The sequence below is a fragment of the Collinsella sp. TF12-2AT genome, assembly GCF_003436735.1.
GTDB lineage: Bacteria > Actinomycetota > Coriobacteriia > Coriobacteriales > Coriobacteriaceae > Collinsella.
The window spans coordinates 140,258-165,256 of the sequence record NZ_QSQK01000003.1 but is presented as its reverse complement, the minus strand read 5'-3'; the positions used below and the strand labels follow the sequence as shown (position 1 = coordinate 165,256).

Annotated in this window: 16 protein-coding genes; 3 read left to right on the top strand and 13 right to left on the bottom strand. The window is 61.2% G+C overall.

Annotation, left to right across the window (positions count from 1 at the left end; translation table 11 throughout):
* Nucleotides 1-61: 61 nt before the first annotated feature.
* From DXD24_RS03785 to DXD24_RS03760, 6 genes are all read right to left on the bottom strand, one after another.
* Nucleotides 62-1,468, bottom strand: a complete 1,407-nt coding sequence (locus DXD24_RS03785) for a polysaccharide deacetylase family protein (RefSeq protein WP_233502315.1) — start codon at nt 1,466-1,468, stop codon at nt 62-64.
* 72 nt (nt 1,469-1,540) lie between these two features.
* On the bottom strand, nt 1,541-2,296 hold the full coding sequence (locus DXD24_RS03780) for a hypothetical protein (protein WP_055252569.1): 756 nt from the start codon (nt 2,294-2,296) through the stop codon (nt 1,541-1,543).
* Nucleotides 2,296-2,685 (bottom strand): YtxH domain-containing protein, encoded by a 390-nt coding sequence (locus DXD24_RS03775; RefSeq protein ID WP_099432470.1) that lies wholly within the window; start codon nt 2,683-2,685, stop codon nt 2,296-2,298. Before DXD24_RS03775 ends, DXD24_RS03780 begins: the two co-directional genes overlap by 1 nt.
* A gap of 136 nt (nt 2,686-2,821) precedes the next feature.
* Nucleotides 2,822-3,655, bottom strand: a complete 834-nt coding sequence (locus DXD24_RS10240) for a hypothetical protein (RefSeq protein WP_233502314.1) — start codon at nt 3,653-3,655, stop codon at nt 2,822-2,824.
* A 24-nt stretch (nt 3,656-3,679) separates the two neighbouring features.
* Nucleotides 3,680-5,053, bottom strand: a complete 1,374-nt coding sequence (locus tag DXD24_RS03765) for a hemolysin family protein (protein WP_117646192.1) — start codon at nt 5,051-5,053, stop codon at nt 3,680-3,682.
* 114 nt (nt 5,054-5,167) lie between these two features.
* Nucleotides 5,168-5,851: a hemolysin III family protein gene (locus DXD24_RS03760; RefSeq protein ID WP_199407970.1), complete on the bottom strand. Its 684-nt coding sequence runs from the start codon at nt 5,849-5,851 to the stop codon at nt 5,168-5,170.
* A 187-nt stretch (nt 5,852-6,038) separates the two neighbouring features.
* On the opposite strand from DXD24_RS03760, the gene DXD24_RS03755 reads away from it, so the two are divergent.
* The gene (locus DXD24_RS03755; RefSeq protein WP_117646191.1) at nt 6,039-7,004 is read left to right on the top strand and encodes an alpha/beta hydrolase; all 966 of its coding nucleotides are present in this window, start codon (nt 6,039-6,041) and stop codon (nt 7,002-7,004) included.
* Between the two features lie 250 nt (nt 7,005-7,254).
* On the opposite strand, the gene DXD24_RS03750 is transcribed toward DXD24_RS03755, so the two are convergent.
* The 6 genes from DXD24_RS03750 to DXD24_RS03725 form a co-directional block, all read right to left on the bottom strand.
* Nucleotides 7,255-8,460: a DUF362 domain-containing protein gene (locus DXD24_RS03750; protein WP_117646190.1), complete on the bottom strand. Its 1,206-nt coding sequence runs from the start codon at nt 8,458-8,460 to the stop codon at nt 7,255-7,257.
* A gap of 279 nt (nt 8,461-8,739) precedes the next feature.
* The gene (locus DXD24_RS03745) at nt 8,740-11,406 is read right to left on the bottom strand and encodes an ABC transporter permease (protein ID WP_117646189.1); all 2,667 of its coding nucleotides are present in this window, start codon (nt 11,404-11,406) and stop codon (nt 8,740-8,742) included.
* 8 nt (nt 11,407-11,414) lie between these two features.
* Nucleotides 11,415-12,128 carry an ABC transporter ATP-binding protein gene (locus DXD24_RS03740; protein ID WP_117646188.1) on the bottom strand — a complete coding sequence of 238 codons (714 nt, stop codon included), beginning with the start codon at nt 12,126-12,128 and terminating at the stop codon, nt 11,415-11,417.
* 289 nt (nt 12,129-12,417) lie between these two features.
* The gene (locus DXD24_RS03735; RefSeq protein WP_117564067.1) at nt 12,418-13,623 is read right to left on the bottom strand and encodes an ABC transporter permease; all 1,206 of its coding nucleotides are present in this window, start codon (nt 13,621-13,623) and stop codon (nt 12,418-12,420) included.
* Complete coding sequence (locus tag DXD24_RS03730) at nt 13,610-14,797, bottom strand: ABC transporter permease (protein WP_117564066.1); 1,188 nt, start codon at nt 14,795-14,797, stop codon at nt 13,610-13,612. Before DXD24_RS03730 ends, DXD24_RS03735 begins: the two co-directional genes overlap by 14 nt.
* A 9-nt stretch (nt 14,798-14,806) precedes the next feature.
* Nucleotides 14,807-15,745 (bottom strand): ABC transporter ATP-binding protein, encoded by a 939-nt coding sequence (locus DXD24_RS03725; protein WP_117564074.1) that lies wholly within the window; start codon nt 15,743-15,745, stop codon nt 14,807-14,809.
* A gap of 198 nt (nt 15,746-15,943) precedes the next feature.
* Here DXD24_RS03725 and DXD24_RS03720 point away from each other — a divergent pair, with 198 nt between their 5' ends.
* Both DXD24_RS03720 and DXD24_RS03715 read left to right on the top strand, forming a co-directional pair.
* On the top strand, nt 15,944-17,089 hold the full coding sequence (locus DXD24_RS03720) for a sensor histidine kinase (RefSeq protein ID WP_147324140.1): 1,146 nt from the start codon (nt 15,944-15,946) through the stop codon (nt 17,087-17,089).
* The gene (locus DXD24_RS03715; protein WP_117564064.1) at nt 17,086-17,715 is read left to right on the top strand and encodes a response regulator transcription factor; all 630 of its coding nucleotides are present in this window, start codon (nt 17,086-17,088) and stop codon (nt 17,713-17,715) included. Before DXD24_RS03720 ends, DXD24_RS03715 begins: the two co-directional genes overlap by 4 nt.
* A gap of 606 nt (nt 17,716-18,321) precedes the next feature.
* Here DXD24_RS03715 and DXD24_RS03710 read toward each other — a convergent pair.
* Nucleotides 18,322-24,603, bottom strand: a complete 6,282-nt coding sequence (locus DXD24_RS03710; RefSeq protein ID WP_117646187.1) for a Spy0128 family protein — start codon at nt 24,601-24,603, stop codon at nt 18,322-18,324.
* Between the last annotated feature and the right edge of the window lie 396 nt (nt 24,604-24,999).

Genomic DNA, 24,999 nt, shown 5'->3' with positions numbered 1-24,999 from the left:
GAGACGGTCCCGGGCTGACAATTTCGACTGTAATGGACGTTCTTAAATGACTACCCAATAACTACTCTGTGGTGTCGTTGTCCTCGGCAAGTTGGGGGAACACGGCATCCTTGGGCATGGTGACCTTCGTCAGCGAGGTGAGCTTTTTGCTCAGCGACGCGTCCGTCTTGACCAGGTCGCTGAGCGTCACGATCTTGTAGCCATCGGCAATGAGGCCGTCGATAATCTGCGGCAGCGCCTCGAGCGTCTGCTCGGCGCATTCGTCTCTATCGGTGAGCAGCACGATATTGCCCGGCGTCACCGAATCGAGCACCGTCGAGACCTGCTCGTCGGCACCGTTGAGCAGCCAGTCGCCCGAGTCAATATTCCACGAGACCACGGCGGAGACCAGGTCCATCGCATCAATCCAGTTTTGCTCGTCAAAGGCAGCGTAGGGAGCACGCAGCAGCATCGTCTTCACGCCGGTCGCCGACTTAATCGCATCGGTGCCTTTCGTGATCTGTTCGCGTACCGCCTCACGGTCCTGACCCTTGAGCGAATCGTCGCTGTAGCTGTTGGATCCGATCTCGCACCCGGCATCGACAATCGCCTTGGCCGTGGCAGGCGATGCCTCGGCCGCATCGCCCGACAGGAAGAACGTCGCGGTGACGCCCTTTTCCTTGAGTACCTGCAAGATCTGCTTGGTAGCGCTGCTCGGACCCTCGTCAAACGTCAGCGCCACGTACTTTTTGTTGCCCTTGGGCGCCACGCTGGCGCACGCAACGACGCAATCGGTGGCGGGCACGACCTCGCCGCGGTCCTGTGTCTTGCCCGATTGCTCGCCGACCCACACCTCGGAGCGGCCCTGGACACCCCACGTCTGCACATACTCGATAGCGCCCGTACCCTCGACCTTGAGCTTGGGCTCGATAACCGTAGCCTGAACCTCGTGCTTCTCGTAGGTGTTACGGCCATCCTTGACCGTCACCTTCTCGCCGCCCTCAAGTTCGCGGCTATCCCATTTGCCCTGCTTCACGCGCTTGCCGTCGACCTTCACCGACAGCTTTTCGCCCCCATGGCGCTTGAGCACGCTGTCATCGACGGCCAGCAGGTCGCCTGCGTCGTAGGTGTCAGTCAACTCCTGGTCGTCGATGAGATTCTGCAGCGTAGAGCCCACACGCACCGCTGTCTTCTGGCCGTTGAGCTCCACGTCCACACTGCGGTTGACGTAGCCCACGACGGCAGCGATAAACAGCACGAGCGCGCAACCCACGGCGATGAGCGCGTAGGGCAGGCGAGACGAACGACGGGGTGTGCGGCTGTTGCCGATGCGCGCGCTGCGATCGCTAAAGCCGCGGCTATGGTTGAGATACATCGCGCCGGGCTTACGGTGACGGCGGCGCTGACCGCTGGGCAGCTGCCCCAGGTCGCGGCGCGCCGTCGGACGCGCGCCCGAACGCCCGTTTAAGTTGGATCCGTTTTGGCGCATGTGCCCTCCCCCATAAACACAGCAAGCCGGAGCAACAGGTCTCCGGCTTGCCTCCCATCATTTGGTACGTCGCTATTTTGTAGCTTTTGACGAGCCTCCGCTCGCCTTTTGGTATTCGTCCTTAAAGGCCTTGAACATACCGCGCGTCTTGCCGAGCTGCTTGCCCAGTGCGCGGCTGCCCTTGTCCACGGCGACCGATCCCTTGTCATCGAGCACCTTGGCGCCCTTTTTGACCTTGTCGCCCACCACGACGCTGGCCTCGGCGGCCTTGGCAGCCGCACCGCCCGAATACCCGAGCGACTTGACCTCGTCCGAGACGACCATCGCGCCGTTCTCGTAGCCGCGCAGCATCGTCGGCGGCACCTGCGTGTCACCAACCAAAACACTCGAAGCAGCACCGGCGGTCACATAGAATGCCTGCACGATGCCCGAGCGCGGCTTGAACTCAACGTCCGAGCAATAGCCCACGACGTCGCCCGATTCCGTGCGCACGTCCATACCGACCCAGATGATGCAATCGTCCAGGTTGATGTCGAGGCGCTTGGCGGCGGCGGCATCGTACGTGTCCTTGACGTCATCGACCGCAATGGCGCCCTCGTAGACACCAATGGCGTCGAGCGCTACGAATCGATCGGGACGCTCGATCATGCCCGCGATATCGGACTGGCGGACCATAAAGCCGACCACGCGCGTACCGCCCGGGGTAAAGACCGGAAAGTGAATCTTTCCGAGCTTTTTAGGGCTGCGCGGCGTGCCGTCCTTTTTGGTGCGCTTGTCCTCGGTAGGCTTGCGATAGATCTTGGCGCCGACAAAATCCCCGGCGCGCATTATGCCTCGGTCGAGGGCTCCGCAGCCTCGGTATCAGCCTCGACGGCGTTTTCGACCACGACGTCGGCGGCAGGCGTCACGTTGCCGCCCGAAATGGCGTCGTTGAGTTGCTCGCGCAGCTGGTCCATGCGCTCGCGGGCCAGGTCGACCTTGGCGCGCAGGTCGTCGGTCTTGGCGTCGACCATCGGGCCAAAGTCATTCACCGCAGCACGGGCCTCCTCGGCGCTGTGCTCGTAGGTGTCGCGCATATTGTCCCAGGCGTCGTTGGCGATATCGGCAGCCATGGCGCGGGTCTCGGCGCCCGAGCGCGGGGCCAGAGCAACACCGATAATAGCGCCGGCAGCGGCACCAAAAAGTGCGCCGGAGACAAAGCTGAAAGTCTTACCCATGATCATTCCTCTCCTGCGGGCACGTCGGTGCCCACCGTTTGAATGCTGTCCATTATACCCGCAGCGCATCACTTGCCGCTCCGCTCATCTGCGTACGGCAAAGGCGCAGGTACGTGATGGCGATAAACGCGTAGGCCTACTCCTGAGGCATAGCCGGCATGGCCACCGTGGCACCCGGGTCCTCGCCGGCGCCGTCCACGAGCGGCAGGCCGCCCTCATGCGCAGGTCCTACCGGAACCGTCGCAGCACCGCCAAAGACGGCAGCGGAGGCCTCGTGGTTCTCGGCAACCGCGCCCTCGGTATCAATCGCCACCTGGGGCTCGTCGTCAAAGTTGGGGGCGCCCTGGGGCTCGGTGGGAACGGGCTCGGCGGTCGCATCGGCAACGGGCTCGGCGTCGACCGGCACATCGCCCTCGTCAGCACCCTCGTCCTCGGCAGCATCTTCGCCGTTCGCAGCAGCGACGGCCTCGTGAGGATCCTTGCCCTCGGCCTCGGCGCGCATGCCCAGCACCAGGTTGCGCAGGCCCGCGACCGTGCCTTCCACGTCGGGGGCAGGCTGGTCGGCGTGCAGGTACGCCCAGTCCATCATAAAGGTGGCCGACGACAGCGCACCGATGGCCAGTGCGTCGTCGGGGCACGAAAGCTCGACCTCAAAGACACGCTCGTCATGCTCGCTTACGCGCGTGCGGCCGCACGAGATGCTACCGGCAAGACCGGTCTCGTTCATGAGCTCGACCGTCACGTGCTCCAGCAGGTGGCAAAGCTCGGTCTGGCCCATGCAGTCCTGGAACTCGCGACCCGAATCGCCCAGGCACAGATGCTTGGCAATCGCGGGCACCAGGTAGTACACGCGCGCCGTGGCCTCGATATCCTCCGAGGTCATGAGCGGCATGCCGGGGTTCACCAGCACGTGCGCGCAAATCTTGTCCTCGCTGACGGTGACCTTAAGGATGTTGAACAGGCCTGCCATAACTCTCCCCTACTCGTCCTTGCCCTACTCGTCGCCATCGTGCGGATCCACAGAGCCCGCACCCGACGCCGCCGGCTTCTCTGCCGGGGACTCGGAATCCTTCTTATCGGTTTCGGCCGGAGCGATCACGCGAATGAGCGAGATACGCTGGCCACGCATCGACTGTACCTTGAACTTGTACCCTGCGACCTCAAACACCTCTCCGATGTCGGGCACCGAGTCGCAAAGCTCCAAAATCCAGCCGGCGATGGTCTCATAATCATCGCTTTCCTCGAGCGGCCAACCAAGCTCAATCGCGTCATCGCACGAAAAACGCCCATCGACGAGCCACTCGCGGCGCGAGAGGCGCGTGAGGTACTTGTTGTCGGGGTCGAACTCGTCCTCGATCTCGCCGACGATCTCCTCGACGATGTCCTCGATGGTGATGATGCCGGCCGTGCCGCCGTACTCGTCCACGACGACCACGATCTGGTCGTGCGAGGTCTGCATCTCGGACAGCAGCGGCAGGATGTCCTTGGTATCGGGCACAAAGGTGGCGTCGCGCAAAAAGTCGGCAATGGGCTGGTCGCCCTTGCCGTAGAGCGCGGGCTGGATCAGGTCCTTGATGTGCGCGATGCCCGCGACATTGTCGGGGTCCTCGTGATAGACGGGGATGCGACTGAAGCCGGTCTGGCGCATGGTGGACAGCACGTCGGCGACTGTCTCGTCGTCCTCGCACATGGTGGTGTCCACGCGCGGCACCATGACCTCGCGGGCAACGGTGTCGCCCAGGTCAAAGATCTCGTGGATCATGCGCTTTTCCTCGTCGAGCAGGTCGTCCTGCTCCGAGACCATGTACTTGATCTCTTCCTCCGAGACGTTCTGGCGGTCATCGGCGCTCTTGATGCGCAGGATGCGGGCCAGGCCGTCGGAGCAGGCACCAGTCAGCCACACGAGCGGGCGGGCGATCTTTTGGAACACGGAAAGCGGTCCCACGACCTGCTTGGATACGCCCTCGGCGTTGGCCAGACCAATGCGCTTGGGCACGAGCTCGCCGATCACGATGGACACGAAGGCGACCGCGACGGTGATGATGACCGGCGCCAGGCCGCGCGCAATGGCGGAAAGCGGCGCGATGCCAAAGCTCATGAGCCATGTGGCGAGCGGGTCGGACAGGCTCGTCGAGGCGACGGCGGACGAGGCGAAGCCCACGAGCGTGATGGCGACCTGGATGGTGGCGAGCAGCTGGTCGGAATCGGCGGCGAGCTGGACGGCGCGCTCGGCGCGCTTATCGCCCTCCTCGGCATCGTGTTCCAACACGGCGCGCTTAGCCGTGGTGAGAGCCATCTCGGACATGGAGAAGTAGCCGTTGATAAGCGTTAAAACGAGCGTGGTAATAAGGGAGATGGTTATGTCCATCGGGAGTTTCTCGAACCTCCAAGATTCGGGACGTTGGGTAGTAAGCGTAGGTGACGGATAGGGCAGTTGCGCCCGGCGGCCGCTTGGATGGGCCCGCGGGCACAGGAGCGATCGCTAGATTACGAAGAGGATCACCGCCATGAACTGGAAGATACTGCCGGCGAGCACCCACAAGTGAAACACACTGTGCAGGTAACGCACGTTTTTGGCGATATAGAACGGCACGCCCACGGTGTAGCACACGCCGCCGACGGCGAGCAGGGCAAGCGCCACGGGGTTGAGCAGCGACACGAGCTCGGGCAGCTTAAAGACGACAAGCCAGCCCATCAGCAGGTAGACCAGGCCACTTACCCAGTGCGGTTGACGCTCGCGCATAAAGCACTCGAGGGCAATCCCGACGATGGCGATGGCCCACACGGCAAAGAACAGCGCAGGGCCGCCGTCGTTTGCGAGCGTGATGAGGCAAAACGGCGTATAGCTGCCGGCAATGAGCAGGTAGATGCAGCTGTGGTCGATGATGCGAAACACACGCTTGGCGCCCGCGGGCTGAATCGCGTGGTAGAGCGTGGAGGCTAGGTATTCGAGGATAATGCTGACACCATAGACAATCGCCGCGGCCATGTGGGCCGGGCCTCCGCCGCGCAGGGCAGCGAATACGATCAGGAGCACCAGGCCCGCGATACCCAGCAGGCAGCCGACACCATGGGTGACGGAGTTCATGATCTCCTCGCCCACCGTGTAGTGTGGAACGGCCGCGGTCTTGGGTCGCGGCTTAGAACTGTCGCTCGAATCGGACATGCCGGTTACATCCTCCAACATAAAAGAGTTCTCAACACTATATCAAAGCGTCTGGGCGCGTGCGAAATTTGCACCATACGTGACCCTTTGTTTACCCATTCTTTGTCTGTTGACGCATCAACGGCGAACGTCCATAATGCGCTTGCATTAAATGTTGATGTATTAACATCTTATAGGAAAGCTTCTTATGTCTCAAAACGCACGTTCCCATCGAAAGCTCAAGATAGCCGGCATCGTTGCACTGGTGGCTGTCGTTGCGCTGCTCGGATTTGCCGGCAACTTTCTGTTCGACTTTGCCCTGAACCCTCGTGCCCCCTACACCATGAAGATGATGCAGGACGGCAAGGACGACAAAGAAAGTGAGCAGCCGGATGCCGAGGGAACCGAGGCGCGGGCATGGTTTAAAGAGAACCGCGAGAGCAGTAGCCTCACCGCAGATGACGGAACCGAACTTGCCGCTTGGTATTTTGCCGCCCCAGAGACCACACACAATTACGCTGTCTGCTTACACGGATACACCGATGAGCCTATCGGTATGGCCCGATACGCCAAACGATTCCATGACCGCGGCATGAACGTACTCGCACCCGCCGCCCGCGCCCACGAGCGCTCCGGCGGCGACTATATCGGCATGGGCTGGCCCGAGCGCCTCGACATCGTCGCGTGGATCGAGCGAATCGTTCAAGCTGACCCCGAGGCGCGCATCCTAGTCTTTGGCGAGTCGATGGGTGCGGCAACCGTCATGAACGTCGCGGGAGAATCTTTGCCGCCCAACGTGAAATGCATCATCGAGGACTGCGGTTATACGAGTGTTTGGGACGAGTTTTCTCTGCAGCTCAAGGACGTGTTCGGCCTGCCCAGCTTTCCCTTGCTCGATGTAGCAAACTTGGTGTGCAACGTGCGCGCGGGCTACGACTTTCATAAGGCGAGCAGTGTGGAGCAACTCAAACACGCGACGGTTCCCATGCTGTTTATCCACGGCGACCAGGACACCTTTGTGCCGTACAGCATGCTCGACCAAAACTACGACGCGTGCGCCAGCAAGGTCAAGCAAAAGCTCACCATCCATGGCGCCACCCACGCCAAGAGTGCGCAAGTTGACCCCGAGCTCTACTGGAATACGGTCGACGACTTCCTCGGAAAGAATTTTTAGGCAAAAAGCAACGTCCGGGGCTTTATCTGACCCCCTATTTTCGAAGTATGCGGCAAAATCTGGAACTGCCGACCAGACCGCAGTTTTATCAACAATTTATCAAGGGTTTTGTTGCCAAAAAACGTCGTGTGCTCGGCGGTCTCGAAATTTGCCGCATACTTCCGGAAATCCGCCCGCGAGCGCTGTGCTCGCGGGCGGATTTTGCTCGACTTACGCCACAGAGGCGCTTGTTTTGTCCAATAGCTAGGTGCTACTTGACCTCGATGAGCTCGTACTTACTCGTGCCCAGGCCGATCTTCTCGGCATGAGCGATGCACGCGCGCCAGTCGGTGTCGGGATGCGTGATGCAGAAGGGATCCTTGGCCTGCTCGCCCTCCAAATGCTCGTGGTTATGCTCCATCTTGGCCGCGCTGTCGGTAAGCTCGGTGTTAGGCAACGGCTCGGACGCCAGGACAGCGTCGGCGCAGGCCTGATCGATGGCGACCGGGTCGAAGCTCGCGAACATGCCGATATCGTTGACGATAGGCGTGTCATTCTCGGGATGGCAATCGCAATTGGGGCTGATGTCCATTGCGAGCGAAATATGGAAGCTGGGGCGATCCTGGACAATGGCCTTCGTATACTCGGCGATCTTGTAGTTGAGTACGTCGGCCGCGGCATCATAGTCGGGCTTGATGCAGTCCTGGTTGCACGCCGCAATGCAGCGTCCGCAGCCCACGCAGCGATCGTGGTCGATGGCAGCCACGTGAACCGTGCGGGTGCTGCCGTTGGCAAGCTCGCGCTCACGCGTACCGTCAAACGTGATGGCGCTGTGCGCGCAAATCTTCTCGCAGGCACGGCAACCTACGCAGTTGGTAGTATCGACGCTCGGCTTGCCGGCGGCATGCTGCTCCATCTTGCCGGCACGGCTGCCGCCTCCCATGCCCAGGTTCTTCATGGCGCCGCCAAAGCCCGCCTGCTCATGGCCCTTAAAGTGGGTGAGGCTAATCACGATGTCGGCGTCCATGAGCGCCTGACCGATCTTTGCCTCGCGCACGTACTCACCGCCCTCGACCGGGACGAGTGCCTCGTCGGTGCCCTTGAGGCCGTCGGCGATGATGATCTGGCAGCCCGTGGCATACGGGGTAAAGCCGTTCTGATACGCGGTGTCGATGTGCTCGAGCGCGTTTTTGCGGCTACCCACATAGAGCGTGTTGCAATCGGTGAGGAAGGGCTTGCCACCCAGCTCCTTCACGACATCTGCGACGGCGCGGGCGTAGTTGGGGCGCAAAAAGCTCAGATTGCCCAGCTCGCCAAAGTGAATCTTGATGGCGACGAACTTGTTCTCAAAGTCGATCTGCTCGATACCGGCGCGGCGAATGAGGCGCTTGAGCTTGTCGAGCTGGCTCTCGCGAGCATGCGTGCGCAGGTTGGTGAAGTACACCTTAGCGGGTGCTGCGGGTGCAGTTGCGGTCATAGATCTATCCCCTCGGTCTATATGGCGTTACAGACATAAGAGGATGGTACCCGTTGAAGTAGGGTCGAAGTCAAGCGCAACACCGAGTCGTTAGGCACTCATTGGGGACAGACTTAAATGAGTGAAACCACTCATTGGGGACGGACTTAAATGAGTGGCAGCTAGGAACGTTCCCTTCCTGCCGACAGTTGAGGACAGTCCTTGCCAGCCCGGCCGGCGAGCCGGCGAATCGGCAAAGACCGTCCCCGATGACTAGTCGTTCAAGAACGTCCCCGATGACTACTCTTGCACCTTGAGGGCCTCGGCTAGGCTGACGTGCTTGATAGAGCGCGTGTGTAGCAGCGCCACGACCAGGTAAGTTGCAAAGCCGATGCCCACGCACGCCGCCATGGACCAAGTGGGCACGTAAATCTCGATATTGCCGTTATAGGCGAGCAGCATCGAGCGGAAGATGGCCGTGAGCGAGCCAATAATGACCGGCAGGCTCAGCACGAGCGATGCCACCACGCACAGCGTGATCGAGCGGATGTACAGATGCGAGATCTCGCTATCGCGATAGCCAAAGACTTTCATGTAGCTGATCGAACGGGCGCTGTGGTCGATCACCGCTTTGGTCAGCAGGTACATAAACAGCAGGAAGATAAACACCGCGAGCCCGATCATCATTCCGATCATTTTGCTCATCATGCCGATGAACTGGTCACCCACGGCGCGCATGTCGTCGGGCGTGGTGTCGCCGGCAAAGTAGCGCGCATCGAGGTCGAGCTCCTCATCGCTCACATAGCCGTTGAAGTAGGCGGCATCGTTGCCGAACAGCTCGTTAAAGTCGTCGATACTCATGTAGATATTCATGTCCGACTTGGAGCCCCAGGCGCAGTCCTTGCCCGCATACTCAAGGGAATAGTGCTCGCCCTCGTACTTGTCGCTGAGCGCGACCTTCTGGCCCTCGCTCCAGCCAAACTTGTCGAGCAGGCCGCCGCCAAAGACAACGCGGCCGTCGCCGACATCGAGGTTCTTCCAGTAGCGCGAGTTGGGCGAGATGCCGTAGACAGAGATGGCCTCTGTGCCGTTTCCCTCGCCTCGGTCGTATTGCAGCTGGTAGACGGCATATTTCTCGGCCTGCGCGATTGCGCCCGCGCCGTTGTCGGTCGTATTGACCGGGTGGATATCGTCGTTGTCAGTGTCGATTTTCGACGCCTTGTCGATCAGGTCGATAGCCTCATCGCGGTCGCAGCCGAGGGCATCGGCAAGATCGTCAAGGCGCGCGTAGAGCGCATCCCTCTTGTCCTGGACCTTGGCGAGCGCATCCTGCGCTGCGGCCAGGCTCTCGGCAGACGGAGATGCGTTCGCGGCGTCGGCTGCCGCCTGCGCCGCATCGGCCGCGTCGTCAAGCTCGTCATCGGCATCCTGGGCGGCGGAAAGCAGCGCGCCGTCAACCGACTGCAAGCGCTCGAGTGCCGACCACTGCTCGCGCTCCTCGGCAGTGCCCTCGAGCTCCAGCGGAGCCTTAAGCGTGTACTGGTGCTCGGCGACCAGGCTCGTCTCGAGGTTGTCCGCGTAGTGCGTCATCGTGGGCAGAATCGCCAGGCCAAAGAGCAGCAGCAGCGAGGCAAACGCAATGCCCACGAAGAGCGTGGCGAAGTTGCCCAGGTTGCGCAGGAAAACGCGCAGGCGAAAGCGCGAGACAAAGCCCATGCGCTCCGGCAGCTGCATACCGCGCTTGGTGCCCGACTTACCGCTCGCCTCGTGACGAAGGAACTGCAACGGCGTCTTGCCCATCTTGCGAAGCAGACCCACCAGCGTGATGAGAATGAGCGCGGCGGCGGGAACCACGGCACACTTCACGAAGATCTCCCAGCTCCAGTACACCTGGAAGGGCGGCAGGCTGTACGAGCCGTAGTAGAGACCGCGCATGGGCTCGGTAAAGAACGCAACGCCGAGTGCGGTGCCCAAAAGCGCCGCGACCACGCCCACGATGGCGGGAAGTGCCAGGTAGTGCAGCACGATCTCGCGGCGGCGATAGCCGCTGGCGAGCAGCGTGCCGATGATGGCGCTCTCCTCCTCGATGGTGGCGTCGGTGAGCACCACAAAGACAAACGCCATGATCACGATGATGATGTCGAGCAACGTCATCCACATCATGGAGTCGCCGTCCACGTCGTCGCGCGCATAGCCAATGCCCTGGTTGGAATCGGCATCGATCAGATCGTCCACGCGCGCATCGGCATCGGTCAGCGCCTCGACCATATCCTGCTCCGCATCGATGCGATCCGCGGTGGGGAGGTCGCGATCGGCAAAGGTGAAGGAGTAGGTGTAGGCAGGCGCGCCGCCGGCATCCTCGAGCGCAGCAAAACCGGCGTCGGTGACCTCGGCCACGCCGTACGTGATGGTGTTCACCGTAAAGTCCGAATTGTTGAGGAACAGCGCCTGGCTATCGGGCTGGGTCATGATGCCGCAGATGGTGTAGGTGCGCCCCTCGAGCTCGACTTTATCGCCGATGGCGAGGTCGTTGTTGGTGGCAAAGACGCGGTCGATGGCCACCTCGTCGTCCGCCTTTGGCTGCTTGCCTTCGCAGTAGGACGCGATATCGACCTTGGTGCGGTGCGCATAGGTGCGCAGCGTGCGTTTGGTGCCGTCGTCGCCGGCGGTCTTTTTGATGATGGCATCGATGGAGAAATTCTTGTAGAGCGTGACGCCGCCGACGTCGTCGGCTGCATCCTTGGCTGCCTTGAGCTGGTCTTTGGTGGCCTCGAAGGAAGTAGTCACGCGGCCGTCCTCAATCGTGTAGTCGTCGCGCATGTCGTCAATGAGGCAACCGATGGAATGCGCCGCGAGCAAAAAGCCCGACGTGAGGGCGATGCTTCCGCACATAAGCAAAAAGATGCCCAGGTACTTGCCGATATTGCGGCGCAGCTCGCGCGGGAGACGTTTTGCGAGAGGTGTCATGGCGCCGCCTACCAATCGAGCTCGGCGGCCGCGACGGGCGACTCGTTGAGCTCGTCCTCGACGATGCGCCCGTCGCGCAGGCGCAGCACGCGATTTGCCATGTGCGCGATGGCCGCATTGTGGGTGACAATGATGATGGTGCAGCCGTAGGTGCGGTTGACATCCTCCATGAGCCGCAAGATTTCCTTGGATGTCTTGTAGTCGAGCGCGCCCGTGGGCTCATCGCACAGCAGCAGGCCCGGATTTTTGACGAGCGCACGGCCGATGGCGCAGCGCTGCTGCTGGCCGCCCGAGACCTGGCGCGGAAACTTGTTGCGGTGCTCGTAGAGGCCCAGCGAGCGCAGCAGATCGTCGACATTGAGCGGGTTTTTGGACAGGTGCGCCATGACCTCGATGTTTTCCTTGATGGTAAGGTCGGGCACCAGGTTGTAGAACTGGAAGACAAAGCCCAGCTCGCGGCGTCGGTACTCGCCCAGATCGGCGGGCTTGAGCGCCGTGAGATCGCAGCCGTCCACCATGATGGAGCCGCCGTCGGCATCCTCCAGGCCGCCGATCAGGTTGAGAAAGGTCGACTTGCCCGAGCCCGAGGGCCCCAGCATGACGCAGATCTCGCCGCGGTTGATGGACGTGTCGATGCCGTCGAGTACCGTCAGGCGCGCATCACCGTCGCCGTAGTGTTTCCTGAGCCCGCTGACCTGGACATACGCTTGCTTTGTCGCCATGCTATCCCCCGTTGTTAGCCTTCAGCTACTTTTCTAGGGTAATAGTAAACCCAGGCGAACTATTTTTAAGCGACAGGCGCAATTTTTTCCAACCTACTCATTGGGGACAGACTTAAATGAGTGAAATCGCTCATTTAAGTCTGTCCCCAATGAGTGCCGGCAGGAAAGGAACGTCCCCAAGTGCCGACATATTGGGACAGTCCTTGCCAGCCCGGCCGGCGAGCCGGCGAATCGGCAAAGACTGTCCCCAGCGACCAGTCGTTTAAGAACGTCCCCAATGACTAGGTGGCTAGGCGTGGGATTTGTTGTGCGCGAGGGCTAGGCCTACGGCGGCGATGGCCGCGGCAAAGAGCACCGTGACGCCCAGATCGCAGGCGATGTCGCCCAGCACGGTGGACGTCAGGTCCGCGGCGAGCGCCTTGCCGATCGCGTCGTTCACCCAATACGTCGGCACAAAGTGCGCCACCGTCTGCACGGCCGAGCCCATGAGCGACAGCGGCATCCAGGCGCCGCCCAAAAACGTCATGAGCATGCCGAGCAGGTTGCCCACACCGTTGAGCAGCTCCTCGCGCGCGCCCAGGCTCGACAGCGTAAAGCCAACGGCCAGCGGCGTGCACGCCAGGGCAAACGTTGCCGCCAGCGCCAGGCACACGCGACCCACGCCGACCTCGGCAACCGCGCTGGCAAAGCCCACGACGCCCATCATGCTCGACACGAGCCAGATGCAGACGGTGAGCACGGCGGCGGCCGCGAACACAGCGAGCGAACGCTGGCGCTCGGGGATTGGGCCGGCATCCATACGACGCACGCGCTCGGGCTCATTCATGCCCGAGAACACCAATCCCACCGACACGATGACCGACGAGATGATCGCGTACGCGCCAAAATTGAAGTACGATTCGAGCGTGGCGGCGGCAGTCGAGTCGACCTTGACCTGTTCGATCTGGACCTCCGCGCGCTTTGCAGCGGCATGCTCGGCAGCTTTGGCGACATCGCTGTCGGAAGCAGCTGGCTCAAGTGCCGCCGCAGCACCCGCAAGCGAGATCCAGCGCGAGGCCTCGGCAGACGAAAGCGCTGCCGCCATGGTGCCGGAGCCGTACGTCACGTCGAGTTTGGGCAGGGCCTCCCCCGCGCGGGCGGCTGCAACAAGATCGTCCTCAAACCCCTCCGGGATAAAGAACACGCAATCGGCGCTGCCCTTGGCGCTGTTGCTCTTGGCGAGCGCATCCGCAAGGTCGTACGTGTCGTCGCCGACGCCCGTGACCAGGTCAAAGCGTGAGCCCAGGTGCTTGGTAAGTGCCCGCGAAAGGTCGCTATTGTCGCGGTCGACCACGATCACGTTGGTGTCGTAGGGCTTGTACTCGGTAAGCTGCGACGAGTTCCAGCTCACCGAAGCCGCGATGAATACGCCCATGAGCGAGATGAACACCGTATAGATGAGCAGGTAAAACGGGTGCGCCAGCGCCATGCGAAGCGCGGTCTTAAAGGTGCTCATAGCGGCTCCTTCCAAAGATCAGCGTAGCGGCGGCGACAAACACCAGGGCCATCAGGACGAGCGCGCCGGCGCGAACAGCGAAGGGCCCCAGGTCCTCAAAGAAATACAGGCGATTGAACATGTCGCAGATGAGCTTGACGGGGTTGAGCCAGCACTCGACCGGACAAGCGCGGGCGACGTCGTCGGCAAGCGCCATCGCCGGCTCGCCGTAGAGGCCGGCGAACAGGGCGCACGTGGTGGCAAAGCCCGTGAGGATGCCCGACTTGGATGCCTTGCCGCCCTTAACGGGAAGCGTGCCCACAAAAAGCCCCAGGCCCGTGGCGGCAAGCGCGGATGCAGCCCCGCCCAGCAGGCACAACCCCTCGCGCCCGCCAAAGTCGACGCCCACGACCAGGCGCACGTAGCCGATCGCAACCGCCATCGATGCAAAGGAAACCAGCCACGAGCCGACAAAAATGCCGGCCAGCGACGCCGTCTTGGAAAGACCGCCCACGCAGCGGCGCGCGCCAAGGCCCGACAGATTAGGCTGCAAATCGACGACGCTCAAGGCGGCAAACTCGGCAGACATCATCGCGACCAGGCCAAAGAGCGCGTAGTAGTAGATGACCGTGCCATCGGGCGTGGCACGAGTCAGGCTCACGCGGCGGGTTCCGCCCTCGAGCGACAGGGCGTGCGCAACCGCCGCCGGATCGGCGAGCGTCGCCGGGTTGTCCTGGGCAATCTGGCGCATGAGCTCGACATTTTGCGTATACGAGCTTGCCGCCGTTTCAAGGATGCTGCGGTCGGTGAGCACCGACGAGGCGCGCGAGCTGTCGTAACTCGACAGCAGCGTGAGCCTGGGCGTGCCCGCGGCATCAACCGTATAGATGCCCGCGACCTCGCCGGCCTTGAGTGCTTTGCGCGCGACAGCCAAGTCTTCGTACTCGCTCACATCGAGCAGCTGATCGTCGCTTGCCTTGGCAAGCGAAGCTGCCACGTCCTTAAAGGTCGAGGCATCCCAGGCCTCGTCCGCCACGACGGCAACCGGCACCGGGTCGACCGTGCCGTCGGAGCTGAGGTTCGCAAACATAAACATGAACATCGTGGAAAGCGCAATAGGAAAGAGAGCGCCCCAGACCCACGTGCTCGGCCGGCGCAGCAGCGTCTTGACCGTGGTGATGATGGTGTTGAACATGGCCGCCCCCTAGTCGCGCAGCTCGCGGCCGGTGATCTCGAGGAACACGTCGTTGAGGGTCGGCGGTTCGGAATAGATGCGGCCGAGCGGCACGTCATGCGAGCGCAGCGCATCGAGAATGTCCGTCAGGTTGTGCGGGCTCGCTTCGCACGAAAACGTGAGCTGTCCCGCCGTTGCCGAAAGGTCCAGAACGTGCGGCAGGCTTGCGACGGCACCGAGCGCCGCACTCGGAACCTCGCCGACCTCGATTACAATCTTCTCGCCCATCTGAATCATGCGCTTGAGCTCGTCGTTAGTGCCCTGCGCCAGCACGCGGCCGCCGTCCATGATCATGATGCGGCTGCAGATCTGCTCGACTTCCTCCATGTAATGGCTGGTATACACCACCGTGGCGCCCTCGTCGCGCAGGCGGCAGATGCCCTCCAGGATGGCGTTGCGGCTTTGCGGGTCGACCGCCACCGTGGGTTCGTCAAAAAAGATGAGCTCGGGCTTGTGCGCGATGCCGCAGGCAATGTTGAGACGACGCGCCAGGCCGCCCGAGAGCTTGCCGGGGCGGAACTTGGTAAAGTCGCCCAGGCCGACAAAGTCGATCGCCTCGTCCACCAGCGCGCGGCGGCGCTTGCGGTCGTTGACGTAGAGACTGCAGAAATAGTCGATGTTCTCGCGCACGGTGAGCTCGTCGAACACCGCCACCTGCTGCGGCACCACACCGATGCGGCGCTTGAGGTCGTAGCGGGCGGGCGTCATGCGCTCGCCGAATAGCTCGATGGTGCCCTTGTCGTAGGCGAGCAGCTGCAGGATGCAGTTGATGGACGTGGTCTTGCCCGAGCCGTTGGGGCCCAGCAGGCCAAAGATCTCGCCAGGGGCGATGCACAGGTTAAAGTGGTCGAGCGCGATAAGATCGTCGTAGCGCTTGACGAGATTTTCGACGTGGACGATGTCTGTCATGAGGCGGCCCTTCTGTTGATTGCGGCCCGGTACGATTGCATCATCGCAGGAACCGCCGGCGCGCACCAGTGAGCTTTGTCACGAGTGCGGGGCTTGGTCGCGTGGCCTGCTGACGCGACCGCCCCGCCGCGTGGGAGGAATGTCACGCTTGCTCTGAGTGGCGCCTCCCCCGTGCGCGGCATCGCGTACAATACCCGTATGAACAGGCTATTCGACAAATCGATCGTGCTGGCGTGCTGCATCGCAGCCGCCACGGGCCTTGCTGTGGATGCTCGCCTGGTCGCGGCGTTTTGCCTTGGCGTTATTGCCACCTCGCTGGCTGAGCTCGCGCAGGGGAAAAGCGCCCGGCGCGCGAGCGAGACCGCGAGCTGCGCTTACGTCATCGCGGCCGTTTTCGTGCCGCCGTTTGTGCCGTTTGCGCCTCTCGCCCTCTATGACATCGCGCGGCGGGCGCGCCGTGAGCACGCCTGGGCCGCGCTGGGCATTGGCGCCACCTTTGTCTTTGCGCTCGTCGCGGACCTTCGCACCGACGCGCTCACCGCCCGAACGCTCCTGCTGACCGCCATCCTTTCGGTCGCCGCCACGTTGCTGTCGCTGCGCACCGCGCAGCTGGAGCGCGAACAGGAACGCATGCGTCGCACCCGCGACAAGCTGCAAGAACGCGCCCTGGCACTCGAGGCACGCAACCGCGACCTCGCCGACCGCCAGGACTACGAAGTCGAGCTCGCGACGCTCGCCGAACGCGCCCGCATCGCGCGCGAAATCCACGATAACGTGGGCCACCAGCTCACGCGCGCTTCGCTTCAAACCGAAGCCCTGCGCGTGGTCCATGCCAACGAGCCCGGCGTTGCCGCCGATTTCGCCGACGTCAAATACACCGTTGACGAGGCGCTCCAGCTCGTGCGCGCCAGCGTCCACGCGCTCAACGACAATGCAACCAACCTCTCCGTGCAGCTCGAACGCATCGTTGAAGGCGCACGCTCGGACAGCGGTCCGCAGATTGAGCTTGAGGTTTTGACCGAGCATGCGCCCGCCAACGTCGCCAACTGCTTTGCGGCGGTGCTGCGCGAGGCGCTTTCCAACGCCATGCGCCACGCCCATGCCAAAACCATTACCGTGCGGTGCATGGAGCATCCGTCGTTTTACCAGCTCATCGTTACCGATGATGGCGCAGACGCGACCCCGGCGAGCAGCAGCAACGTCGCAGAAGGCATGGGGCTCGTCTCCATGCGCGAGCGCGTCGAGGCGCTTGGCGGAACCTTCACCGCCGGCCTGCGCGCCGGCGCCCCCGGCTGGCGCGTGTTTGCCACCGTCCCCAAACAGCAAGGAGATGACGCCCGATGAGGCTCATAGTTGTCGACGACGACCGCTTGGTAGTCGATTCGCTCAAGATTATCCTGGGCGCCCAGCCGCAGATCGAAGTGGTGGGCACCGGAGCCGACGGCAACGACGCGGTGGCGCTCTACGCCGAGCACGCGCCCGATATCGCGCTGCTCGACATTCAGATGCCGGGGCGCGACGGCCTTTCGGCGGCGCGCGAAATCCTTGAGCGCGACCCTTCGGCGCGCGTGGTGTTTCTGACGACATTCTCGGATGACGAGTACATTGTGTCGGCGCTCAAACTGGGCGCCCGCGGCTACCTGATTAAAACCGATGTCGCCGTCATTCCTCCGGCGTTGGCGCAAGTCATGGACGGCAAACGCGTGCTCGAGGGTAAGGCGATCGAAGATATCAACTTTGATGGGACGGGCGTCGATGCCGGCACGACCCGCCGGCCCGCGGCCTTCGCCAGCCTAACCGACCGCGAGTTCGAAGTCGCCGAGCTCATCGCCCGCGGCCTCGACAACAAGGAGATTGCCGCCACCGCCTATATGGGCGAAGGCACCGTACGCAACCACATCAGCTCGATCCTGGCAAAGATGGGCCTGCGCAACCGCACGCAGATCGCCATCGCCTACCTGCGAGGGTAGTTGCCCGACGATCAACCGCTCCGGCATAGCAAAATGGCTGCCACCGATTTAATGCCATTTCAAAACTATGCCGGTTTCCGGGGCTGAGTCACGAGTCCCCAACCATGCCGATATTCGTGAAAATAAAACCGCAGGTAGACGAGCCGTCATTTTGCAGAAAACGCGGGTATGGATGGGAGTCCTGAGTTTAGCCCCGAAAACGGCATAGTTTTGTTTGAACGGTCCTGCGCGAACGCACCCACCAGCCGCGTGGGGCCAAAAATGATCCGTTTTCCTCCGTCCCCGGGGGATCATTTGGCGGCGCCAACCACGAAATCGGCCCATCTACTACGTTTGACTCGATACCCCCGACCATACCCCTGTTTTCCAGAAAACCGCAGGCGTTCTACCTGCGGTTTTGTTTTCGCGTTTTTTGGCATGGTTGGGGGTAAGGGGATAAACGTAGTAGATGGGCCGATTTCGTGGCGGCCCTTCCTCCCCTGCGCACAAAAGTGCCGCCACGGAGAAGGGAGACGTCTCCGTGGCGGCTGGGGGTGGGGGTGGGGCTATGTTCTGGCTCCCCGCCGGCCGCCCGGGGCCTTTTGGCCCCGGGCGCTGCCAGCGTGCCTAGCGCTTACGGATACCCCAGACCAGGGCTCCGACGCCGGCCATGGCAATAACAAATGCCATGAGCAGTGCGGCGGCCTGCTGGTCACCCGTGGTGGGCAGGAAACCCTTGACCGTCTTGACGATGTTCGTCACGGTCTTGGGCGTGCCGGGATCGGGCGTCGGCACGGGCGTCTCGGGCTTCTTGTACGTGTTGTTGAACACGATACCCTCGACGCTCTTGTCGCCCTTGGTAAAGGTGACGTTCGCCTTGAGGTTGCCCTCGCCGTCGTCGACCACGTTGACGGTCGCGGTAAAGACGGACTTGTCGTAGGTCATACCGGCCTCGTCGCCCTTGACCTCGCTGATGGTGTAGACGTACGTACCAGGCTCGTCGTACTCGAACTTGTCGAAGTTAATCTTGCCGTCGGCATCGTTGGTGACGGTGGACTCGATGTCCTCGCCAACGAGCTTAAAGCTAAACTCGTCCTTCTTGAGCTCGCGTCCCTCGAGCACCTTGATGGCGCCGATGGAAACCTGCGTGGGCATGGCGTGATACTTGTTGGTAAAGCCAGCCGACTCGGTGGTTCCCTCGAGCTTGTGCGTCGCGGTCAGCGTGCCGTCACCATTGTCGGAGACGGTGGTCACGACGGTGTAGGTCGTACCGTCATAGGTGACGCCCTTGTACAGGCCGAGCGCGTTGGGGCAAGCCTCGCGCAGCGTGTACATGTGCGTGCCGGGTGCCTCGTAGCGGATCGGGCTCAGCGTAACGGTGCCGTTAGCGTCGTTGGTGCCGCTAGCGACAGTCACGCCGTCCTCGAGCAGCTCAAACGTGAACTCGCCAGCTGCAAGATCACGTCCGGTCAGACGCTTGACGGTCGTGACCTGATCGGTCACGGAAGAATCGGTAGGCGTCACGCTGTACGTGTTGGTGAACGTAAAGTCCGCACCGTCGCCGCCGTCGCGCTTGACGCTCAGGTGCCCAGCGCCGTCGTCAGTCACGGTGTAGGAAACCTTGCGCGCGGTATTGGCGTCGTTAGTCACGCCAGGGGCGGTGCCGGACTCGGTCACCGTGTAGGTAAAGGTGTGCGAGCGCGGGGCAGCGGGACCTGCGGGCTCGGACTCGTCGCTGGGCTCGTCGGCGTTGGCATCAGCGTCGGCGTTGGCCTCTTCAGCCTCTGCCTCGTCGGCCTCGTCTGCCTCGGCCTTATCGGTCGCATCGTCCGTCACGCCCAGGGCGCGGTTGAGGTCCTCGAGCGTAAAGTGGATCTTGCCAAAGTCCACGTTGCCGGCCGCGTCGTTGGTTGCGGTCGTGCGCTCGGGCATCGGGGCACCCGCCTCATCGGCGGCCACGGTAAAGGTAAACTTACCCGTGATGTCGGCCGGGGTCAGGCCCTCGGCAGCCTGGAGCTTCTTGGTGCCGGCAAGCGCGGCGTCAACGGCATCGGCGCCGTAGACGTTCTCGAACAAGGGCTCGATGCCACCGTAGTCGACCGTTGCCGTCAGGGTACCGTCACCGTTATCGACGACGATAACCTTAAAGCCAAAGTACCACGTTGTAGCAGAAACGCCGTTCGGCAGCCCGTGTATAGCTTCGTAGGCCGTGTAGTTAATGGTCCAAGCAAGCTTACCGTCCTTGTCGGTACGATGGGCAAGCCCGGCAGACTCAAGATCGGCAAGCATCTTGGTGTCGTAGTGCAGCGCATCAAAGCTCACGTGCCCACCGATATTGGGCTTGAGATTTTCATAACCCACAAGCTCACCCTGATAGGCGATACCGAACCAGAACTCGCCGTCAACCATCGGGCGACCGGTCAGGGTCTTGGCGGCAACGACCTGAGCAGCGGTGCCACCAGGCGTGTTGGTCGTAGCGCTATAGCTGTTGACGAACGGGACCACGGCGCTCTCGACCGCGGCCGCGCCGGTCTTGTACTCGGTCACCAGCGTGCCCTCGGAACCGCCGGAGACGGTCGTCGTGGCGGTGAGCGTGCCGGCGGTGTCGTCGGCGATGGCGATCGTCACGGTGCGGACAGCGTCGTCGTAGGTGTAACCCGGCTGGCCGTCATTCTTCTCGGCAACGGTGTATGTAAAGGTCTTGCCGGCATCAGCCTGCGTAAATTTGACCTCATGGCCCGCCAGAATGTCAATCTGGCCGACTGTTCCCTCTATCGTTGCGGGGGACTCATAGTTGTTGGCCCCGGGCAGCAGGCCAAGTGCGCTAGCCGAACCATCGTCGGCGGGCGTCACGGTAAAGGTGAACTGGCCCTCGGTCATGGGGCGTCCGTAGAGGGTCTTGCTGAGCTTGAGGCCGCCGGCCGCGGCGTAATCGAGCTCAGTGCGGTACGTGTTGGTAAAGCGTCCGTTTTCCTTCTTAGTGACGTTGGCGGTCAGGGTGCCATCGCTGTCCTCGGTCACGGTCACTTCGGCGGTTGCGACATGCGCGTCATACGTCATGCCGACCGTGCTGCCCGCGTTCTCGCGAATCTCGTACTTATAGGTTCCGGCAGCGGCGTAGTGGATCTTACCGAACTTGATGGCGGCGATGCCGTCCTTCGCGTCCCTCTTGCTCACGGTTACGGTTGCGGGATCGGGCAGCGGGGTGCCTTCGGGGGCGGTGATGGTAAAGCTGAACTCGTCCCCATCCGTCCAGTCGCGACCGTCAATGGCCTTGCTCAGGCCAAAGTCGAGCTCAGTGTCGAGCGGGGTCACGCTGTAGGTGTTCTTGAAGATTGCAGCCTCGGCGTTCTTCAGAACATGCTGGGCGCTGAGCGTGCCGTCGCCGTTATCGGTGATGGTCGTCTCGATGGTGAACTTGGCGTCACTGTAGGTAATGCCCTTGCTAGTGGTTCCACCGTTGACCTCGCGCAGCGTGTAGGTGTGCGTTCCGGCCTTTTCGTACTTCACGGGGCTCATCGTAATCGTGCCGTCGGCGGCGTTCTTGCCGGTGGCGACGACCTTGGCGTCCTTGTCCCCGCCCTCGACGAGCTCGAAGGAGAACTCGCCCTCAGCCATGTCGCGGCCGGTCAGGAACTTGGTCGCGGTAATCTGTTCGGTGACGCTCGTCTCGACAGACTTCACGTTATAGGTATTGGTGAACGCAAATGCCGCATCGCCGTCCGGCTTGTGGGATACGCTCAGATTACCCTTGCCGTCATCGGTCACGGTGTAGGAAACCTTGCGCGTGGCGTTAGCGTCGTTGGTCACGCCAGCGACCTCGCCAGACTCGGTCACGGTGTAGGTAAAGGTGTGCTCGCGCTTCTCGGGCTTCTCGCCCAGGGCCTTGTTAAGGTCGTCGAGCGTAAAGGTGATCTTGCCAAAGTCGACCTTGCCCTTGGCATCATTGGTCACGCTCGCGTTCGCGGGCATGGGTGCGCCCTCTTCACCGGTCACGGTAAAGGTGAACTTGCCGGCAATATCGGCCGGGGTCAAGCCATCAGGAACCTGCAGGTTCTTCTTACCCACGAGCGATGCCGCGACGGGCGTGGCGGTGTAGGAGTTCTCGAACTTAATGCTCTTAACGTCCTCGGCGGCGCCCTGCAGCTCGTGCGTAGCCACCAGCTGGCCCTTGTTGTTATCGCTGATGGTCGTCACGATGGTGTAGGTCGTGCCATCGTAGGTGATGCCGCCGGCATTGCCCTTGACCTCGTGCAGCGTGTAGATGTGCTGACCGATCTCGGTGTACTTGATAGCCTTGAACGTAACGTTGCCGTTGGCGTCATTCTTGACGGTCTCGATAACCTTCGCGTCTTCGCCGAGACCCTCGCGCAGCTCAAAGCTGAACTCGCCGGCCTTGAGGTCGCGTGCGGTCGGGACCTTGGTCACCTTGATCTTGTCGGTGACGCTTGAATCGACGGAATTTGCAGCGTAGGTGTTCTTGAACTCAGTCTCGCCCGAAGTCACCTGTACGTCAGCGCTGAGCTCACCCTTCTTGTTGGGCGTTACCGTCACGGTAATCTCCGCGACATTCCCACTGTAAGTGATGCCATCGATAGTTTGGCCGGCGTTCTTCTCGCTGACCTTATAAACGTACGTGCCGGGCTCGGTGTAGGTAATCTCGCCGAAATCGATGGCTTTGTTGCCCTGGGTCGCGACCGCGGTCGTGGACTTCGGCATCGGGGCACCGTTCTCGGACGTCAGACCAAACTCAAACTTGTCCTCTTTCGTCCACTCGCGACCCTCGAGCACCTTGGTCAGGCCAAAGCTAGCCTTGGTGTCAACCTTTGCCGGCGTCATGTCGTACTTATAGCTGATCTTGCCGTTGTTGCCCAAGTAGGAATTGACATGCGTAGCACCCGCCTTGGCGGACACGTTGTTCCACCTGGGGTTGAGCACGTCGAGCGCGGTCTCGGTCAAGTTGCCGCCCACACCCTCCTTGGTGGTGTGGAGCTCGTCGATAAAGGCCAGGCGCGCGGTTCCCACGCTAAACGAAAGGTTATCGTCCTTGTCGCGAACTATGGCGCCGTCAAACTTCGCAGCGTCGCCGCCGATAAACTCGATGACGGCAGTGGCGGACTTGGCCTCGTTGTTCTCGCCCTGCTCCTCAAACTCATCCTTGTAGTAATAGGTGCCTTTTTCTGCCAGTGAAATCTTTGCAGGCTGCGTGCATTCCTTATCGGTGTAAATGGGAGTCTGCTTCTGGAAGTAGTAGTAGCGGTTGGTATCGGCCGGCTCAAAGGTCGCAACCGTATCACCCAACGCACCGGTCTTCCACTTGTTTGCGTAGAAGCTCACGGTCTTGCTGTCATCGTCGGCAACGGTCGTATTCTTTTCGATGTAAGTCTTGAGCCCCGTGACCTTCTCAGGCGTAAATAGGTTGTCGAGCGCAACACTCTTCACGCTCGAAGCATACTTCACCTGGATGGGCTTAACGCTGTCGACCGAAAGCTTGCCGTCTACGGTCTTAAAGTGGCTCAGCGGAATCAACGATGCAGGAATGTTAACCGTTACGATATCGCCCTTCTGGGGATTGTCATCGCCGGCACGCTGCACGGTAATGAGCAGGTCTTTTGCCTTGCCGGTGAACTCATATGTGTCGGTATTGGTTTCTTCATTGAACGTCTTGCTCGCCTCGGTAAACGGCGTGCCGTTGATGACGACTTCGGTAAATCCATCGACCTGCATAAAGTCGCCCAGCTCGTCGGTAAACGTGATGTAGCCAGACTTGGTCTTGTCATATCCCTTATGGATTTCGGTCGGATAAGGCGCCTCCGATGTGATGGCCTGCGAGATGTCGTCGAAGACCTTCTTGAGCTCTTCGGCATTGGTCGCCGACTTGTAGTAGTCGGAGTTTTCCGCGCGTGCACCATGAGTATCCCATGCCGTGGCATTGGGGTAGTTGCTCGAAACGGCGTGCATGAACTTGTTCTCTTTTTGGCTTTTTCCCGAATCCTGGATACCAGCGCTGGGGTCCGCGCCATCAAAGATGCCGATAGTATAAACGGTGGCCTTGCTGTCCTTCATGTTCTTAGCAGCTGTCACGGCAGCGTTGGCGACACCCGCATCGAATTTATTTTGCTTTGTTGGCGTACCGTCGGTAAAGAACACAATAATCTTCTTGGCGTCTTTGCGGCCAGAAGTGATAGTGATTCCCTCGGCCAGCTCTAGGCCATAGTCGGCGCGCGTGGCGCCGGCAGGCTGAATTTGATTAATTGTATTCTTCTTGAGATCATCCGCATTGCTGCCGGAACAGTAGGTCAATTCTTTCATAACCTGGGTGTAATTGTAGGAGTACCCTCCGTCGCGATACATATTGTTGCCGATATCGTTGGACTTCTTGCCCGCAAACTTAACAATGGCAACCCTATGCTGCCTATTGACGCCCTCGATGCCCTCGTTTTGCTTGGCAATGGTATCGATAAAGCTATTCGCAGCGTTCTTCAACGCATCGATACGCTTAGGTGAGTCTATACCGCCCATATGATCATCCATCGAGCCAGAGGCGTCCAGCACCATCACGATGTCGAGTGGCGTGGTAACCGTTACGGTTGAATTAGACGTCGAGGACATCGCCGAAAGCGTAGTCACAAAATCTGACGCTTCGTTTTCTCCGGCTTTCTTGACCGTCTTGTCGGTCCAGATTCGGCCGACGTTTTGAGTCGTTACTTTGTTACCGTTGTGACCGGCCGCCCAGATTTCCCAGCGTCCGCTGGTGTCGGGGTCGACGACCGTTCCGCTTACTGTCGGCCCGTCCATTCCGGTGCTGGACCTGGCGTTGGCCTCGGGCAGCATGGCAAATGCTGCAGCCGGCAACACAAGCACTACGGCAAGTATCACCGCCAAGAGACCCCTCGTGTACTTACTCATCACGTCTCCCTTCTCGCGGTCTCAGACCTTGCATCAGCCTAAAGTTACGGAATGAGACACAATTAGGGCAGGTGACACATGTTCCAGATTGTGTTTTGGGCGTGAGACAAATGTCTCACCAAAGTTGAGACACGGCGTTTTCGCAGGAAAACGGGTGCGACTCGAGCCATCAGGCAAAAATGACCCGTTTTCCTCCGTCCCCGGGGGATCAATTGGTGGTGCTCGCCTCAAAACTGGCCCATCTACTACGTTTGACCCGATACCCCTGACCATAGCCGCATTTCATGAAAAACCGCAGGCATTTTACCTGCGGTTTTGTTTTTGCGTTGTTCGTTATGGTTGAGGGTAGCGGCCTAAACGTAGTAGATGGGCCCATTTCGTGGCAGACGGGTCACG

Bases quoted from the DNA above. Each gene is read 5' to 3' on its own strand.
- DXD24_RS03785 (WP_233502315.1), bottom strand. From the start codon at position 1,468: ATGCGCCAAAACGGATCCAACTTAAACGGGCGTTCGGGCGCGCGTCCG.
- DXD24_RS03780 (WP_055252569.1), bottom strand. From the start codon at position 2,296: ATGCGCGCCGGGGATTTTGTCGGCGCCAAGATCTATCGCAAGCCTACC.
- DXD24_RS03775 (WP_099432470.1), bottom strand. From the start codon at position 2,685: ATGGGTAAGACTTTCAGCTTTGTCTCCGGCGCACTTTTTGGTGCCGCT.
- DXD24_RS10240 (WP_233502314.1), bottom strand. From the start codon at position 3,655: ATGGCAGGCCTGTTCAACATCCTTAAGGTCACCGTCAGCGAGGACAAG.
- DXD24_RS03765 (WP_117646192.1), bottom strand. From the start codon at position 5,053: ATGGACATAACCATCTCCCTTATTACCACGCTCGTTTTAACGCTTATC.
- DXD24_RS03760 (WP_199407970.1), bottom strand. From the start codon at position 5,851: ATGTCCGATTCGAGCGACAGTTCTAAGCCGCGACCCAAGACCGCGGCC.
- DXD24_RS03755 (WP_117646191.1), top strand. From the start codon at position 6,039: ATGTCTCAAAACGCACGTTCCCATCGAAAGCTCAAGATAGCCGGCATC.
- DXD24_RS03750 (WP_117646190.1), bottom strand. From the start codon at position 8,460: ATGACCGCAACTGCACCCGCAGCACCCGCTAAGGTGTACTTCACCAAC.
- DXD24_RS03745 (WP_117646189.1), bottom strand. From the start codon at position 11,406: ATGACACCTCTCGCAAAACGTCTCCCGCGCGAGCTGCGCCGCAATATC.
- DXD24_RS03740 (WP_117646188.1), bottom strand. From the start codon at position 12,128: ATGGCGACAAAGCAAGCGTATGTCCAGGTCAGCGGGCTCAGGAAACAC.
- DXD24_RS03735 (WP_117564067.1), bottom strand. From the start codon at position 13,623: ATGAGCACCTTTAAGACCGCGCTTCGCATGGCGCTGGCGCACCCGTTT.
- DXD24_RS03730 (WP_117564066.1), bottom strand. From the start codon at position 14,797: ATGTTCAACACCATCATCACCACGGTCAAGACGCTGCTGCGCCGGCCG.
- DXD24_RS03725 (WP_117564074.1), bottom strand. From the start codon at position 15,745: ATGACAGACATCGTCCACGTCGAAAATCTCGTCAAGCGCTACGACGAT.
- DXD24_RS03720 (WP_147324140.1), top strand. From the start codon at position 15,944: ATGAACAGGCTATTCGACAAATCGATCGTGCTGGCGTGCTGCATCGCA.
- DXD24_RS03715 (WP_117564064.1), top strand. From the start codon at position 17,086: ATGAGGCTCATAGTTGTCGACGACGACCGCTTGGTAGTCGATTCGCTC.
- DXD24_RS03710 (WP_117646187.1), bottom strand. From the start codon at position 24,603: ATGAGTAAGTACACGAGGGGTCTCTTGGCGGTGATACTTGCCGTAGTG.